The organism is Stieleria magnilauensis (assembly GCA_007753675.1).
Classification (GTDB): Bacteria; Planctomycetota; Planctomycetia; order Pirellulales; family Pirellulaceae; genus Stieleria; species Stieleria magnilauensis.
This window is the reverse complement of record CP036432.1, coordinates 3,076,153-3,091,887: the sequence shown is the minus strand read 5'-3', so window position 1 is coordinate 3,091,887 and position 15,735 is coordinate 3,076,153. Positions and strand designations below refer to the sequence as shown.

Sequence of the window (15,735 nt, the reverse complement as noted above, 5' to 3'; positions counted from 1 at the left end):
AATGCCACTCAGCATCGATTTTCGCCGCCACGCCAAGGTTGCGCTCCGACGCGCGATCGTTTGGCCCGGAATCGCAGCCCTTTTCACCTTCACCAGCGGTTTGATCGGCTCCACCAGCCCCGCGATGGCAGCCGAACGCTGGACCAGCTTGGACGGCTCCAGCACGGTTGAGGCGGAATTCATCGGGCTGTGGGGCAACAACGTCGTGTTGGAATTGCCCGGTCCAAGGCGGGTCACCGTCAGCGTCGATAACCTGATCGCCGACAGCCGCATCCAGGCTCGGCGGTTGGGGGAAGAGCAGAACCGTCGTCGGGCCGAGATGCGACAACAAATTTTGGCCGACGCGAAAGAGGCCGCCGCACCGGCGCCGACTCCGCTGCCCGCCCCCCCGACCCCGCCGCCCTACCAGCGACTCAATTCCTCCGGTGGCCTGCTCGCCCAACTCGAATGGTTGGACCAACAAAATAAAAACGGCCACGGGCTGCTCGCCGCGTTCGACTCCCTGCCGCTGAATTATCAGAACGACCTGGAACGCCTGTTGCGTGCCAGCGTCGCCAAACTGGACATGCAAGGCATGCGTCAGATCCTCGGTTCGGTTCACTCGGTCGGTGATCTGGTGGTCACCCGCCAACGCTGGTTCTTTTCTCACCCGCGACTACAGGCGATCGATGCCGATGCGCGGGACACACTGAAATCGGTGCTGCTGTCGATCGGCGGGCTGATCCGCGACGGCCTGGATCCCGACCAATTGAAACTCGATGAACTCGCCACCACGCCCTTGCGGACTTGGCTGGTTGGATTGGATACGCGGCTGGCTCCGCACATCGCCGCGATGAACGAACAGATGCAGACGTTGGGAATCGAGCCGTCTTCGTATGAAGTCAAAGAAGAAAAGGACGGCAAAGCGACGGTGGAAATCACCAATGGTGAGAACAAGCAGACGGTGAACTTCATCACCGTCGATGGCATGTGGTTGCCGGCCGATTCGGAGGCCGAAAAATGGGCCGAAGCGATGAAGACGTGGGAAGACGCGTTGGCGGGGACCGCCGACGGTTCGCTGCTGGCCGGCGGTCCCGCACAAATGGTGCCGATGATGTTGGACCCGATCCTGCAACCTGCCCTGGCGGCCCAGTCGGCACGTGAGTTTCACTCGGCGATGGATGGCTGGTTCGCCATGGCCGCTCCCCTGGTCGCCCAGATGCAATCCTTCGGGATCGGAAATCGTCGCGGGATGAATCCCTATGGTGGCGGCTACAACGAGTACGGCAGCGACTACGACATGGAGATGGAGATGGAGATGGACATGGAGATGGAAATGGAGATGGACATGGAAATGGAGATGGACGAATTCTAGACGCGTCATCAAGGGGTTGGCCGGCTATCGAGCGGTCGGCGTAAGCCGCGGCTGACCGTGGGAACCCGATTACTAGCACGCAATCGGCTCACGCCATGACACCGCAACTTCGCTCGTGTGCTTCGCAACTGATGATGGAACAGGACGGTGATGGACGATAAGTCGGAGCCGAGGTCACGCTCGACTGCTCAACGGATTGCGGTGATCGGCGGTGGCCTGTCCGGACTCGCCACCGCGTATTATTTAAAACGTTTCTCGCCGGCCGCGACCGTCACGCTGTACGAGTCGTCGTCGCGGCTTGGCGGAGTGATCGACACCGAGCGGATCGAAACGGACCAGCACGGCTGCTTTGTGATCGATCACGGCGCCGACATGTTTGCTACCGAGCCGCCGGCCGCCATCGAACTGTGTCGGGATCTGGGCGTGGAAGATCAGTTGATCGTTCCCGACACCACGCGAGCCGGTGCGATGATCGTGCACCGCGGCAAGCTGGTACCGATCCCCGATGGCTTTGTTCTGATGCGGGCGACCAAGCTTTGGCAAATGGTCACCACGCCCTTGTTGTCGGTCCCGGGGAAGCTGCGTTTTCTGGCCGAACGGTTCGTCAACAGTCAGCTGAGCATGGACGATGCGACCGACGACATCAGCGTCGCGGAATTCGTCCGCCATCGCATGGGCGCCGAGGTGCTCGATCGGCTGGTCGGGCCGCTGGTCGCCGGGATCTACACCGCCGACATCGAAAAATTGAGCATGAAGGCGACGATGGCTCCGATGGTCGCGATGGTCCAAAAGCACGGCTCATTGGCTCAGGCGACACTCGCGCGGCGGCGCGAAGACAAGGACCGGACCGAACGGAACAGCGCCGGGGCGAGGTACGAAAAATTCCGTGGCTTTCCCAACGGGATGAAGCAGCTGATCGACACGCTTGCGGTGGCGATCGGTGAAAAGTCGATTCAGACCGAAACGCCGATCCACGCCTTGCACTGGAACGCCGATCAAACCAGCCACTCTCAAGCGGGCACCTGGGAAATTCGTTCCGAGCGGGGCGCCGAATCCTTTGACGAAGTCGTCTTGGCCACGCCCGCGGCCGTGTCGGCGCGGCTGCTTCGCACCGTGACTGGGGAAGCCATCCAGGCGGCCAGCGAAACCGCCGCCGAGGCGTTGTCATCGATCGAGTCGGCGTCGACGGCGATCGTCGTCCTGTGCGTGCCGAAGTCCCAAATCACGCGACTGCCCAATCAGTTCGGTTTCGTGGTTCCCAAAATCGAACAGCGAAAGATCCTGGCGGTCAGCTTCGCCAGTCACAAGTATCCGATCCGCTGCCCCAGCGATCATACCATCATTCGAGTGTTTGTCGGCGGCGCACTGCAGCCGGAACTGCTGGAGCAATCCGACGACGAGATCGTCGAAATGGTGCGCGGTGAGCTTGCCGAACTGATCGGCATGACGGGAACAGAAACGCTGGCCCGCGTCGTGCGTTGGAACAACGCGATGCCCCAGTATCATGTCGGCCATCTCAAACGTGTCGAGACGATTCGGCGGGCGATGGACCAGATCCCGAACCTGCACCTGGTCAGCAACGCGCTCGGCGGAGTCGGGATCGCTCCGGTAATCTCGGCGGGGAAAGCATTGGCGAGAAAAATCAGCGGAGCCAGTTGAGTTCGGCGGGATTGCGTTAAACTAATGGAGCTTCCGCATCCCTCCCCCCCGCCTCGCCTCTTGGGACGATTGTGAATCCATGATTCGTCTTTTCCTTGCCGGTATGATCGGCCTGAGCGTGATACCGGCATTTGCCGACCCAGGCGTTGATTTTTCGGGTCAGATCCAACCTCTATTTCAGCGGCACTGCATCGATTGCCATGGGCCGGAGGAGCAAAACGGCGGGCTGCGACTGGATCGATCCAGCGACGCGTTTGCCGAAGCGGATTCGGGGACGGCAGCGATCGTTCCCGGAAAGCCAGAGGAAAGTGGACTGTTGGCGCGGGTGAAGTCGAGCGACGAAGACGATCGAATGCCTCCCGAAGGTGATCGATTGTCCGATGCAGAAATCAATCAACTGGAACGTTGGATTCAATCGGGGGCAGCTTGGACGGACGCCACGGAACCGTCCGACGAACCGCCGCTGGAGAGTGACCACTGGGCGTTCCAGCCGATCCGTTCAATCTCACCGCCGCCCGTCGCCGACCCCAGCTGGCCGCGCGGCGATCTGGATCGATTGATCCAAGCACGGCGTGAAGCGGCGGGGTTGGCGGTCGTCGATGACGCCGCGCCGATCGTGTTGGTCCGCAGGGCGACGTATGGGCTGACGGGATTGCCGCCGACGATCGAGGAAGTCGATGCGTTCGCCGACCGCGTCGCTGCCATCGGCACAGCCGATGCGATGGCAGAACTTGTCGACGAGTTGCTCAGTCGGCCGACTTACGGTCAGCGATGGGGAAGGCACTGGATGGATTGGGTGCGCTACGCCGATACCGCCGGAGACAATTCCGATTTTCCGATTCCGCAAGCGTATCTGTATCGCAATTACATCATCGATTCGCTGAACGATGACCTGCCGTACGATCGGTTTATCGCCGAGCAGATCGCCGGCGATCTGTTACCCGCCTCGTCGCTTGCCGAACGTAACCGCCAAACGATTGCGACCGGTTACTTGGCGATGGCCCGGCGATTCGGATCCTTGGTCGAACGCTATCCTTGGCATTTGACAATCGAAGACACGATTGACAACGTCGGTCGCACGATGATGGGGCTGACCCTGGCGTGTGCCCGTTGCCACGATCACAAATTCGATCCCGTCAGTACCCGCGACTACTACGCGTTGTATGGAATCTTTGCCAGCACGCGGTATCCGTTCCCCGGAATCGAACTGTTTCAAACACAACGCGACTTTGTCAGTTTGCTTGACCAAGCCGAAACGCAAACAAGGCTTGGCAAGTTTCAACCCGAAACGGACAAGCTGGTCGCCGAACTGCAAAAACATCTGGATCGTTGCGAAGCGAAAGCAGAAGACAACGCCCGGCGTGAAAAAGAAAGCACGCTGGAACAGCAGCGAAAAATGCGCGACGAGTTGGACGGCATGCTGATCAAGGCTCGCAAGGCCGGCGAAGCGCTTGCCGAACACCTGCGACAGTTGCCGGACATTCCCAGTGCCTACGCCGTCGCGGATGCCGATGCGGTGGACGCGCGGATTCAAATCAAGGGAGAGCCCACACGTCCGGGCGCCGAAGTCCCGCGAGGGTTTCCTGAAATCCTTGGCGGTTGGAAGCTTGAATCCGATCTGGCCCAATCCACCAGCGGCCGCAAACAGTTGGCACAGTGGATCACCCATCCGGAGAATCCGTTGACCGCACGTGTGATCGTCAATCGAGTTTGGCAGCGACACTTCGGCACGGGGATTGTCCCCAGCACCAGCGATTTCGGACTGCGTGGTGAATCACCGACGCATCCCCAGTTGCTCGATTGGCTGGCCACCGATTTCATCAACAACGGTTGGTCGCTCAAGCATCTGCAGCGACGCATCATGACGTCTCGCACCTACGCACTGTCCAGTGCCAGTGTGCCGGAGAACTTGGCGCACGATCCCAACAATCAACTGCACTGGCGGTTCAATCGACAGCGTTTGGACGCCGAATCGATTCGTGATACCGTGCTGATGATCGCCGGGACACTCGATTTGACGCCGCAAACCGAGCCCTACCCGTTTCCGCCTCGCGATCAATGGAAATACACCCAACACCACCCCTTCAACGACGACTACCCCAGCAACAAACGCAGCGTCTATTTGATGACCAAACGTTTGACGGCCGGGTCGTACTTTCAGACCTTCGACGGCCCCGATCCGAATGCCTGTACCAGTCGGCGTGACCAGTCGATCACCGCGCTGCAGGCGTTGTATTTCGCCAACGACCAGTTTTTGCACGATCAATCGACACGGTTTGCCGACAGGGTGCTGAAACAGCCGGGCGACACGAAATCGCGAGTCGAATTTGCCTTCCGCACCGTCTTGTCTCGTCCCCCGACAAGCGACGAAACGCAGCTGTTGCAGGCGCATTTGGAAAAGGTCGCCGGTCGCATCGGTGACGGCGACGATCAAGAACGCCAGGTGTGGGCCAGTCTGGTCCGCAGCTTGTTCCGGTTGAACGAATTCTTGTACCTGGATTAACGTCTCACACCTTCCTTTGCCTCGGGTCCCCAGTGATGTTGAATTCAAATCTGAATCGGCGAACGATGATTCGATCGATGGTCGGCGGTTCGTTGATGATGCCGGGAATCGTGTCGCAGTTGTTGGCCGAGCAGTCCGATCCGCTCGGTCCCAAGGCGACGCACCATCGCCCGACCGCAAAGAACGTGATCTTCATTTATGCCACCGGCGGCGTTTCGCACATCGACACGTTCGATCCCAAACCGACCAGCGGTGGTCGTGACGGCAGCGGAAAAGATCGATTGATGGGCAATCTGTTCGGTGCCAAGCCGAATCAGAAATGTGGCACGCTGGTCAGCGATATCTTTCCGCATGTTCGTGACGTGATGGACGAAATCTGTCTGATCCGGTCAATGAAAGCGTCGCACTTTGATCACTCCGAAGCCACGCTGGGGATGCACACCGGATCGCCGACCTTTGCCCGGCCGAGCATGGGGTCATGGATCAGCTACGGACTGGGGACGGTCAATCAGAACCTACCCAGTTTCATCGTGATCGCGCCCCATTTACCCTATGGCGGTACACAGGTTTACGCGAGTGATTTTCTTCCGGCGTTCCATCAGGGCACGCGCGTGTTGCCGGGGAAGAATCCGATCGCGAACCTGAACCCGCCCGGTAAGACGGGACAGTTGCAAGATTTGGAATTCGACCTGGTGGATCAATTCAACGAGCGCCATGCCCGTCAGCGTCCACACGATAGCGCGTTGGCGGCCCGAATCAAGTCGTTCGAGACGGCGTTTCAAATGCAGCAAGCGGCACCCGAGGCGTTCGATGTCCAGCAGGAACCGGAACACGTTCGACGGCTGTACGGACTGGACCGCAAAGTCAAAGGTCCGGGGGCGGATTTTGCGTGGCAGTGTTTGGTCGCCCGTCGTCTGGCCGAACGCGGTGTTCGCTTCATCGAATTGATCGACACCGGATCGCGGCCCAATTGGGATTCACACGGCGAGATGAAGGAGCATGCGGATTTGGCCCGCAACGTCGACCAGCCCACCGCGGCGTTGATTACGGATCTGCGTCAGCGGGGCATGTTGAAGGACACGATCGTGTTGTGGGCGACCGAGTTCGGGCGGACTCCGACGAAAGAAGGAAAAAATGGGCGCGGACACCATCGCGATTGTTTTAGCGTGTGGCTGGCCGGCGGCGGGTTCAAGGGCGGTCACGTTCATGGTGCGACCGACGAGATCGGAAAATACACGGTCGAAGATCCCGTCGAAGTCCACGATTTGCACGCCACGATGTTGCACCAGTTGGGCATCAACCACGAAAAGCTGACCTTCCGTCATGCCGGCCGTGATTTCCGTTTGACCGATGTCCACGGTCGGATCGTGAAGGACCTGATCGCGTGATTGAGGTGGGGTGGATGGCCAGCGGTGCGGGTTTCGATTCGCGGGTGTTGAGGTGAACCTTTGGCGTCGCTGGCTTGTCGATCCCAGCGGACCATGGATGTCCCACCTTGTTTGCTCAACACCCCCGCCATGCGAATTGTGCCTTGAACGCCTCTGATGACGACGATCCAGTTGGATCCGAAAGTGATTCTCCAGTCGACCGGCCGAGCCAATTTACGACGGGGATTCTACTGGCGATCATCGGCACGTTTTTGTTCGCGTTGAAATCGATCTTTATCAAGTTGGCGTACGCCGAGGGGGCGGAGCCGACAATGTTGCTGATGCTCCGTCTCGCATTCGCGCTACCGTTTTATCTCGCCGTGTTCTGGCAGGTTCGCAGGTCATCCGGCGCCAAACCGATCCGCCCCCAGCTTTTCTTACGAGCGATCGTCTTAGGCTTCCTCGGCTACTACCTTGCTTCCTATCTGGATCTGAGCGGGCTGCAATACATCACCGCCCAGTTAGAACGGTTGACCTTGTTCGTGTATCCCGCAATCGTCGCGATTCTGGCCTGGATGTTTCTGGGCGAAGTGCTGAACCGACGGATTATCCTGTCGATTCTGTTGTGTTACGGCGGTATCGCGATGATGTACAGTCAGGAGCGATTGCTCAGCGACGGCACGCACGTCACGTGGGGCGTGATTTTGGTCAGCGGATCCGCGATCAGTTACGCGATCTATATTCTGTTGGCTAAACCCATCATGCAATCGATGGGGAGTCGGCAATTCACCAGTCTTGCGATGATCGGATCGACGGTATTCGTCGCAATCCATTTTTTGGCCGAAGGCGACGTCGCGCAACTGACATCCGCCCGGCCGGTCGTTTTGGGATATGGATTTGTGTTGGCAATCGTCTGCACGCTGATCCCCAGTTTCATGATCAATGAGGCGATCATGCGAATCGGTGCGACGCGAACGGCGGTCATCGGCAGCGCAGGGCCGGTCCTGACGATGTGCTTGGCGATCGGTGTCTTGCACGAACCGTCCTCAATGGGGCACTTCATCGGCATGGGCGTTGCGATCGTGGGGGTCGGTTTGGTGACCCAGAGGTGACGATGTTACTGAGCACCCTGCGTTACTGAGCACCCTGCGTTATTGAGCACCCTGCTCGATAAACCGCTCGATCTTGCGTTCCAGCACCGGCAAGGGGATCGAACCGGAGCTCAGCACGGCGTCGTGAAACTTCCGGACGTCAAACGCATCGCCGAGCTGCGTTTCAGCACGTTCTCGTAGTTCCGTGATGAACAGCTCGCCGACCTTGTATCCCAACGCTTGTCCCGGCCAGCCGATGTAGCGATCGACTTCGGCAACGATGTTGTGCTCCGACAACGCCGTATTCTCTTGCATGTACGTGATCGCCTGTTGCCGCGTCCAGCCTTTAGCATGGATGCCGGTATCGACGACCAATCGACTCGCCCGCCAGGCTTCCATGCTCAGCCGGCCGAACTCCTGGTAGGGATCTTTATAGAATCCGAGTTCACTGCCCAGCTTTTCGCTGTACAGCGCCCAGCCTTCGATGAACGCGGTGAAATTGCTCTGCTTGCGGATCGGATGCAGTCCCTCCAATTCCGCTTGAAGGGCCAATTGTAAATGGTGACCGGGCACCGCTTCGTGAAACGAGAGGGCCTCGAGTTGATAAAGCGGGCGGGCCGACAGGTTGTACGTGTTGACGTAGTAAAACCCGCCACGGGTGCCGTCGGTCGCGGGCGGCCAATAATACGCCGACGTGGTTTGCGGCGCGACATAGTCGGGGACTTCGCGAATCCCGTACGGTGTGCGGGGAAGTTTGCCGAACAGATTGGGAAGCCGCCCGTCGGCTTGCTTCAAGATGTAAGCGACTTCCTTGAGCAGTTCTTCCTTGGTCTTGGGATAGAACTTGGGATCGGTGCGGAGGTGTTTTAAGAACGCTTGCAGGTCACCGTCAAACTTGACCCGGTCTTTGATCGCTTCCATCTGCGATCGGATTCGGGCATTTTCACGAATCCCGGTCTGATGCAACTCGTCGGGTGTCATCTCCAGCGTCGTGAACTTGCGGATTTGTGCCTGGTACAACGCTTGGCCGCCGGGCAGCGATCGAGCCGCGATGCTTCCTCGGCATGCCGGAACGTAGGTCGTTTTCAGGAACTCGGCGAAGTCACGGTAGGCGGGAATGACACTATGCCGGATCGCATCGAGAACTTTGGGACGCAGCTCGTTCCAATCTTTCTCGGATAGCTTGGCGATCGATTCCTCGGCCAGGTTGGTCAGGAACAGCGACTCTTCGGGGTCGTCCACCACGTGAGCCTGGGCCTGCCGGACGCTGTCTCGCATGATGATGGCCGGTTGAGTCAAACCGGCATCGATGCCTTGACGCAACAGCGCGATTTGTTCGGCAACGTAGCGTGGAAACTGATTGAGCCGCGCGATGTAGTTTTCCATGTCCTGGCGCGAATCGGGATTCATTTGTCGCGGCAACTCGGGCAAGCCGATGTGGAAACCTTCGCGATTGTTGATCGGCATCAAGTGCAGACCCAGCCGGTAATCCGTTTGTTCGGTTTCCAACTTGCGACGCAACAAGTCCACGTCGACTTGGTCTTCCGCGTCGAGCGACGACAGATCGATGGCGTCGAGGGACTTGAGGAATCCGGCGCGGGCCAGCTGACGGCGTTGGAGGTCGGCGGGGGTGTTGCTGGCCAGTCGGTCTTGTCCGCGCGGGTCACCGACATCGGTGGCCAGCAGCGGGTATTCGTCGAGTTCGAATTCCCAGACCTGGTCCATCAACGCGCGAAGCGTCTCATTTGACGGACGCGAAACCGCGTCGTCGGCATGTGTGTCGTGGGATGGGACATCAAATGCCAGCAGCAGCGTGGCGGTGAAGGCGATGACTAAGTACTTCATCAGTTTGCTTGTTGGACGCGAAACTTGCCGGGCGAGACACCGAAGGTGCGGCGGAACTGTCGGGTGAAGGCGCTTTGGTCGGAATAGCCGACGGCCAGCGCGATGGCAACGATCGGGTCTTCCGTCTGACGTAGCTTGGTCGCTGCGGCGCCCATTCGCAACTGCAAGATCAGCTGGGACGGTGGGATTCCGTAGACCTGGCGGCATCGTCGATCGAGCTGGTAGGTCGACATGTTCTCCCGCTCGGCCAGTTCCGAGTTCCGCAACGGTGTGCCCAGATGCTGCTTGATGTGCCCCACGATTCGAGCCAGCCGGTTCAGGTCACTCGCGTCCTCGCCGGGTGACTGCAGGTCGCGTGAGATTCCGACCAATCCGACAACGGTTCCGTCGGTTCCCTTGAGCGCCAATTTGGTGGTCAGACACCAGCCCGTGTTGCCCGACGGATAGGCGTGGCGTTCCAGTTCGTCGACTAACGGTTGCTCCGTTTTGATGACGGACAGGTCTTGCGCGAAGAAGCGGTTGCCGATCGGATCGCGAAAAATTTCTTCGGACGTTTTTCCGATCAAGTCGCTTTTTTGCTTGGCACCACTGCGTTGCACCAGGGTCTCGTTGACGACCACATATCGCCCCCGACGGTCTTTCACGAAGTAAACGATGTCTGTCAAATGGTCGAAAAGTGCCTCGCTCAAGAACGGATCGGCGAGCTGGCCGGCCAGTTCCAGCCGGACATCGTTGAACGGTGTTAGGTCAGGTGTGCGCAATTTTCATTCTCGCAGACTGGTGATGTCAATCTAGCGGTCCGGCGACGTACTATAGTGGTTGCCACCCAAACGGCCCTGTGAAAGACGATGGCTTTTGCCACCCCGTGGCCGCCACGTCGGTCCTGCAATGATTCAGCCTATGCCCGATTCCTTTCCCGTTCTAGACACCCACACAGGCGGTGAGATCACCAGAGTGCTGTTCGCCGCCGACATCGGGCTGTTAGGGCAATCGGCGGCGCAACAACTGGAGCAACTGCGTGGACCGTTCGATTGGATCCGAAAAACGTTGACCAGCGAGCCGCGTGGAACCGAGTACGCCGTTGGCGCCGTCGTGACGCCGCCGGGAGAGGATGCCGCTTGCCCCGGATGCATCGTGTTTTTTAACAACGTCGGATACCTGGGGATGTGCGGGCACGGATTGATCGGCGTCGTTGAAGCACTCCGCTATCGTGATTTGATTGGCCCGGGAACGTATCGGTTTGCCACGCCCGCGGGATCGGTCCAAGCCACGCTGGAGCAGAATCGATGCGTCCGTTTCATCGGCGTCCCCAGTCGCTGTTACCGCCAGGACGTCGCGTTGACGTGTCGGGACGGGGACCGCGTGGTGGGGGATATCGCCTACGGTGGGAATTGGTTTTTTCTGACGCATGACGAAGCGGTCCACTCGGCGACGCTCTCGGAGTTGATGGACCGCAGTCAGCGGATTCGCGACGCATTGGACCAACACGGCGTCCGCGGCGAAGACGGCGCGGTGATTGATCATGTTGAACTCTATTGCCCGCTTTCCACCGCGGCCGAGGGCCCGCAAGCGGCGGACGACGTCGGTTGTCGAAACTTTGTCTTGTGCCCCGGTGGGCACTACGATCGTTCGCCCTGTGGCACGGGGACGTCTGCAAAACTGGCTTGTCTGGCGGCACGCGGATTGTTGCAGCCCGGTGTGGAATGGATTCAGGAGTCGATCACCGGAAGCCGGTTCGTCGCGTCGTATGAAAACGAATCGGACGGCGTCCATGTGACCATTCGAGGGCGGGCTCACGTGATCGCGGAAACACGTCAGATCTTTGATCCCGAGGACGCCTTGCGTCTGGGCATCGGGGGGCCAGGCCGATGAGTGCTCGATCGGACGTGATCATTATCGGCGGAGGCGTCATCGGATGCTGGACGGCCTGGCATCTGGCACGCGCGGGCTGCGCCGTGACGGTGCTGGAACGGGATCGGATCGGCAGCGGGGCGTCGTCGGGCAATTGCGGATACATCTGTCCCGGGCATGTCCATCCGCTGTGTGCCCCCGGTGCGGTCACGAATGGTTTGCGGATGATGGCGAAGTTCGGTGGGGCGTTGTCGATCACGCCGCGCTGGGATCCGTCGCTGTGGCGGTGGTTGCTACGGTTCGCCAAGCATTGCAACGCCGCTGATTTTCGCAGCGCGTCCAACGCCCGTCATGCGCTGTTGAAATCGTCCCGGGCGCAATACCAATCGTTCGCGTCTCGCCACGCAGCGCGATTGCAATGGCAAGAACGCGGCTTGTTGTTGGTGTATCGATCGGTCCGTGATTTCGAAGCCTACGAGGAATCGGCGTCCCAGTTGCGACGCGATTTCGGATTGCGTCTGGATCGTTATGACGGAGACGCCATTTTGCAGCTGGAACCGACACTGCGTGATTCGCTGGCCGGTGGTTGGCATTTCCCCGACGACGCGCATCTTTGCCCGAGTGCCTTGTTGGATCAGTTGCGCGACGAGATTGAAGCATCCGGCGGTGTGTTTCGCGAGCAGACGGAAATCGAATCGTTGCACGTCGACGGCGCGGCGTTGACGTCGGTTCAGACAACGCAAGGAGACCGGTTGTCGGCCGATGCCTTTGTGTTGGCGACCGGCGCCGAAGCGTCGAAGTGGGGACGCTCGCTCGGTTGTCGAATCCCCGTGATTCCCGGCAAAGGCTACTCGGTGACCTTTGACGACGCGACCGGCATGCCCAAAACGCCATTGATCTTCGAGGATGATCACGTCGCCGTCACCCCGCTGGGAGATTCCTTTCGGATCGGTTCGACAATGCAGTTGACCGGATTTGATCGTTCGATTCCGCCGTCCCGGATCGAGTTGCTCAAACGCTCGGCGAGAGAACACCTGCGGGTTGAATTGCCGCGGGCAACCGAGACGCCTTGGTCAGGCTGGCGACCGATGATGCCCGACGGATTGCCGTGCATCGGTCGTTCGCCCCGTGCGGCCAACGCGTTTGTTGCCGCCGGTAACGGTATGATCGGCATGGCGTCCGGGCCCGCGACGGGACAGTTGGCCGCCGAATTGGTGCTCGGAAACGAGCCGCACCTTGACCCGACGCCCTATCGCCTGGAGCGTTTCTAATATCAACCGACCGCTGAGACGGCCGATTCAATTCCATTTTTGACCCCGACGCGTTCTTAACCGTTCCCATCCATCCGCGACCTCTAACCACGAACAGACCAAACAGATGACGACAGAAACTCAAGCGGCCACCACCATTGACGACAGTGTGTTTCGCGGTTGCCTGCCGGCAATCATGACGCCCATCGGCGACGACGGTCGGCCCGACTTCGATGCCATGGTCCTGCACGCTTCCAATCTGGTCGCCGCCGGCATGACCGGGGTCGTGTATTGTGGATCGATGGGGGATTGGCCGCTGATGACGGACGAGCAACGTCGTGAAGGTGTCGCCCGATTGGTCGCCGCCGGATTGAAGGTCGTTGTGGGGACTGGCGCACAGAGTCCAATCATCGCAGCCGAGCATGCCGCACACGCCGCCGAAGTCGGCGCGGCCGGTTTGATGGTGATCCCACGCCTGCTTTCACGCGGCATTTCCGAAGCCGCACAGGAAGACCATTTCGGCCGTGTCCTGTCCGCCGCACCCCAATTGCCGGCGGTCATCTACAACAGTCCCTATTACGGTTATCAAACCAAAGCCGGACTTTATGGGCAGCTTCGCAAGGCGCATCCGAATTTGGTCGGATTCAAAGAGTTTGGTGGCGCCGAATCGCTCAGCTATGCGGCCGAACACATCACGTCGTCCGATGACGGAGGATTGCTGTTGGTCGGCGTCGACACGCAAGTCTATTTCGGATTTTTGCGGTGTGGTGCACAGGGCGCGATCACCGGCATCGGAAACTGTTTGCCGAGCGAGGTGCTTCACCTGGTCGACCTCTGCCGTCGCGCCGCGGGCGGTGATTGCGAAGCCCGGCGGTACGCCAAGGAGTTGGATGAAGCCTTGGCGGTGTTGTCAAAATACGATGAAGGCCCCGACCTGACGCTCTACTATCGATTGATCGCCGCCGGGACGATTGATCCGATCTACCGCCGACCGGCACTTCCGTCGGATCGGTTGAGTCCGTCACAAGAACAGTACGCGCTTAATCAATTACGTCTGTTTCAAGCTTGGTGGGAAAACTGGCCGGGGCGGTGACTTGTCGACGAGCCGAAACTGAGTGGGAATAGGCTTTCAGAGCGTCACCGTTTCGGCTTGATCAAACAATGGAAACCGACACAGGGTTCTTCGTCTTCGCGTTCACCTTCGGCGGAGGTCAGGATCTCTTGGACCTGTGCCATGCGATCGGGGTCGAGGGCCACCGAAATCACGCGTTGCTGGCCGTCCGCGCCGAGCGCGACGGTGGTCAGCACGGCGACCGTGTCATCGTGCTGTAACGCCTGGATGATGTGCTGGCCGACTTGTGCTTCGGGATTGCGAATGGTCGTGACAAACTGCGCGATCGTGTCTTTCCGCTGATCGCCGGAGGACACCCGGTTGGGCCGGGTAGGACTCGCGGGGACTGGGGTTTCCGGTGCCGGTGTTTCGGGGGCGGGTGTCTCGTCGGCCGATTGGCTCATTCCGGTTTTCCGTTCTTGGAGAAGGCTTGGGCGGGGCAGCGGGTCGGAATGCTGCCTCCGGGATCGCCCTCAATCATAGTGCAGATCGGTCGTGGAGGTGAGAATGGAAACCCCGCCGGAAAACGCCATGCCGGCGGTTTCTGTGCGCCCCAAAACCGTTCGTCTCGGTACTGGTCTATAACGACCTTGTGCGATCACCCATTTACCCGAGAAAAGAGCGTCGACCATGTCTCAACCCACGTCGCCCGGCAGCGTCCATCACCATGAAAAGGTCATCGACGCGTTTTCTGGCTGGGGGCCGCTGGGAATCAGCATTCTCTTGATCGTCTCGGCTCCATTCTGCATCGTCGCCGGAGCGAGCGCCGGTCCCAACGGGCCGACCTTGATCGGAACAGGCGTATTGATGATCGTCGCAGGCGTTGTCGCGATGTTCGGGCTGATGGCGATCGCACCGAACAACTCGCGCGTGCTGCTGCTGTTCGGCCAATACAAAGGGACCGTCAAGCGATCCGGCTTCGTTTGGGTCAACCCGTTCTATACAAAGAAAAAGGTCAGTTTGCGGATCCGGAACTTCGAAACCGGTTCGTCGACCAAACCGGAAACCAAGAATAAAGAAGGCGTCGTGACGCAGCCCAAGACGCGGTCAGCAGGGAAACCGTCCAAGGTCAACGACCGCGACGGGAACCCGATCGAGATCTCCGCGGTCGTCGTTTGGAAAGTCGTCGATACGGCGGAAGCCTTGTTCGAGGTCGACGACTTCGAAAACTTTGTCGAAGTCCAAAGCGAGGCCGCGCTCCGCAGTTTGGCAACACGCTATCCCTATGACAGTCGAGACGACGAGCAGTCCTTGCGAGGCAGCACCGATGAAATCTGTGACCGGTTGCGCGACGACATCCAGGATCGATTAGAGAAGGCCGGCGTCCAGGTCTTGGAAGCCCGCATCAGTCACTTGGCCTACGCACCCGAAATCGCCGCAGCGATGTTACAGCGTCAACAAGCAAGCGCCGTCGTCGCCGCCCGTACCAAAATCGTCGATGGTGCCGTCGGGATGGTGGAGATGGCGCTGGAGCATCTCAAGCGAGACAACATCGTCGAACTCGATGCCGCCCAGCGGGCGGCACTCGTTTCCAATTTGCTGGTCGTCCTCTGCAGCGACCGTCACACCCAGCCCGTCGTGCAAACCGGGGCCTGAACGGCGTTGCACGACACGGAGCAAGCGATTGAAAATTGCAAAATGAAAACTTCCAATTGCAAATTTGCATTTTGCATTTTTCAATTTGCAATTTTCCGTCCGTCCAGG

General features: G+C 59.4%; 12 protein-coding genes. 9 read left to right on the top strand and 3 right to left on the bottom strand.

What is annotated here, in order from left to right; translation table 11 throughout:
* Position 1: 1 nt before the first annotated feature.
* From TBK1r_RS11060 to TBK1r_RS11040, 5 genes are all read left to right on the top strand, one after another.
* A complete protein-coding gene (locus tag TBK1r_RS11060) occupies positions 2-1,354 on the top strand; it encodes a hypothetical protein (protein WP_419581218.1) in 1,353 nt (450 codons plus the stop codon).
* Positions 1,355-1,504: 150 nt separating this feature from the next.
* The gene (hemG, locus tag TBK1r_RS11055; protein WP_145210111.1) at positions 1,505-3,013 is read left to right on the top strand and encodes a protoporphyrinogen oxidase; all 1,509 of its coding nucleotides are present in this window, start codon (positions 1,505-1,507) and stop codon (positions 3,011-3,013) included.
* A 79-nt stretch (positions 3,014-3,092) separates the two neighbouring features.
* Positions 3,093-5,516 carry a PSD1 and planctomycete cytochrome C domain-containing protein gene (locus TBK1r_RS11050; RefSeq protein WP_145210108.1) on the top strand — a complete coding sequence of 808 codons (2,424 nt, stop codon included), beginning with the start codon at positions 3,093-3,095 and terminating at the stop codon, positions 5,514-5,516.
* A 65-nt stretch (positions 5,517-5,581) separates the two neighbouring features.
* The gene (locus tag TBK1r_RS11045; RefSeq protein WP_372895566.1) at positions 5,582-6,904 is read left to right on the top strand and encodes a DUF1501 domain-containing protein; all 1,323 of its coding nucleotides are present in this window, start codon (positions 5,582-5,584) and stop codon (positions 6,902-6,904) included.
* Between the two features lie 143 nt (positions 6,905-7,047).
* Positions 7,048-7,995: a DMT family transporter gene (locus TBK1r_RS11040; RefSeq protein ID WP_145210105.1), complete on the top strand. Its 948-nt coding sequence runs from the start codon at positions 7,048-7,050 to the stop codon at positions 7,993-7,995.
* Between the two features lie 39 nt (positions 7,996-8,034).
* Here TBK1r_RS11040 and TBK1r_RS11035 read toward each other — a convergent pair whose 3' ends face one another.
* Together TBK1r_RS11035 and TBK1r_RS11030 are read right to left on the bottom strand one after the other, a co-directional pair.
* The gene (locus TBK1r_RS11035) at positions 8,035-9,819 is read right to left on the bottom strand and encodes a DUF885 domain-containing protein (protein WP_145210102.1); all 1,785 of its coding nucleotides are present in this window, start codon (positions 9,817-9,819) and stop codon (positions 8,035-8,037) included.
* Positions 9,819-10,580 (bottom strand): AraC family transcriptional regulator, encoded by a 762-nt coding sequence (locus TBK1r_RS11030; protein ID WP_419581217.1) that lies wholly within the window; start codon positions 10,578-10,580, stop codon positions 9,819-9,821. The genes TBK1r_RS11035 and TBK1r_RS11030 overlap by 1 nt, the downstream gene beginning before the upstream one ends.
* 127 nt (positions 10,581-10,707) lie before the next feature.
* Between TBK1r_RS11030 and TBK1r_RS11025 the strand changes: the two genes are divergently transcribed.
* The 3 genes from TBK1r_RS11025 to TBK1r_RS11015 all read left to right on the top strand — a co-directional run bounded on the left by TBK1r_RS11025 (position 10,708) and on the right by TBK1r_RS11015 (position 14,013).
* Complete coding sequence (locus TBK1r_RS11025; protein WP_419581216.1) at positions 10,708-11,691, top strand: proline racemase family protein; 984 nt, start codon at positions 10,708-10,710, stop codon at positions 11,689-11,691.
* On the top strand, positions 11,688-12,941 hold the full coding sequence (locus tag TBK1r_RS11020; RefSeq protein ID WP_145210099.1) for an NAD(P)/FAD-dependent oxidoreductase: 1,254 nt from the start codon (positions 11,688-11,690) through the stop codon (positions 12,939-12,941). The genes TBK1r_RS11025 and TBK1r_RS11020 overlap by 4 nt, the downstream gene beginning before the upstream one ends.
* 106 nt (positions 12,942-13,047) lie before the next feature.
* Complete coding sequence (locus TBK1r_RS11015; protein ID WP_145210096.1) at positions 13,048-14,013, top strand: dihydrodipicolinate synthase family protein; 966 nt, start codon at positions 13,048-13,050, stop codon at positions 14,011-14,013.
* 44 nt (positions 14,014-14,057) lie between these two features.
* Here TBK1r_RS11015 and TBK1r_RS11010 read toward each other — a convergent pair whose 3' ends face one another.
* The gene (locus tag TBK1r_RS11010; RefSeq protein ID WP_145210093.1) at positions 14,058-14,435 is read right to left on the bottom strand and encodes a hypothetical protein; all 378 of its coding nucleotides are present in this window, start codon (positions 14,433-14,435) and stop codon (positions 14,058-14,060) included.
* Between the two features lie 226 nt (positions 14,436-14,661).
* On the opposite strand from TBK1r_RS11010, the gene TBK1r_RS11005 reads away from it, so the two are divergent.
* On the top strand, positions 14,662-15,627 hold the full coding sequence (locus tag TBK1r_RS11005) for an SPFH domain-containing protein (RefSeq protein ID WP_145210090.1): 966 nt from the start codon (positions 14,662-14,664) through the stop codon (positions 15,625-15,627).
* The last annotated feature ends 108 nt before the right edge of the window (positions 15,628-15,735 follow it).

Bases quoted from the DNA above. Each gene is read 5' to 3' on its own strand.
- TBK1r_RS11050 (WP_145210108.1), top strand. From the start codon at position 3,093: ATGATTCGTCTTTTCCTTGCCGGTATGATCGGCCTGAGCGTGATACCG.
- hemG (WP_145210111.1), top strand. From the start codon at position 1,505: ATGGACGATAAGTCGGAGCCGAGGTCACGCTCGACTGCTCAACGGATT.
- TBK1r_RS11025 (WP_419581216.1), top strand. From the start codon at position 10,708: ATGATTCAGCCTATGCCCGATTCCTTTCCCGTTCTAGACACCCACACA.
- TBK1r_RS11045 (WP_372895566.1), top strand. From the start codon at position 5,582: ATGATTCGATCGATGGTCGGCGGTTCGTTGATGATGCCGGGAATCGTG.
- TBK1r_RS11005 (WP_145210090.1), top strand. From the start codon at position 14,662: ATGTCTCAACCCACGTCGCCCGGCAGCGTCCATCACCATGAAAAGGTC.
- TBK1r_RS11035 (WP_145210102.1), bottom strand. From the start codon at position 9,819: ATGAAGTACTTAGTCATCGCCTTCACCGCCACGCTGCTGCTGGCATTT.
- TBK1r_RS11015 (WP_145210096.1), top strand. From the start codon at position 13,048: ATGACGACAGAAACTCAAGCGGCCACCACCATTGACGACAGTGTGTTT.
- TBK1r_RS11010 (WP_145210093.1), bottom strand. From the start codon at position 14,435: ATGAGCCAATCGGCCGACGAGACACCCGCCCCCGAAACACCGGCACCG.
- TBK1r_RS11060 (WP_419581218.1), top strand. From the start codon at position 2: ATGCCACTCAGCATCGATTTTCGCCGCCACGCCAAGGTTGCGCTCCGA.
- TBK1r_RS11020 (WP_145210099.1), top strand. From the start codon at position 11,688: ATGAGTGCTCGATCGGACGTGATCATTATCGGCGGAGGCGTCATCGGA.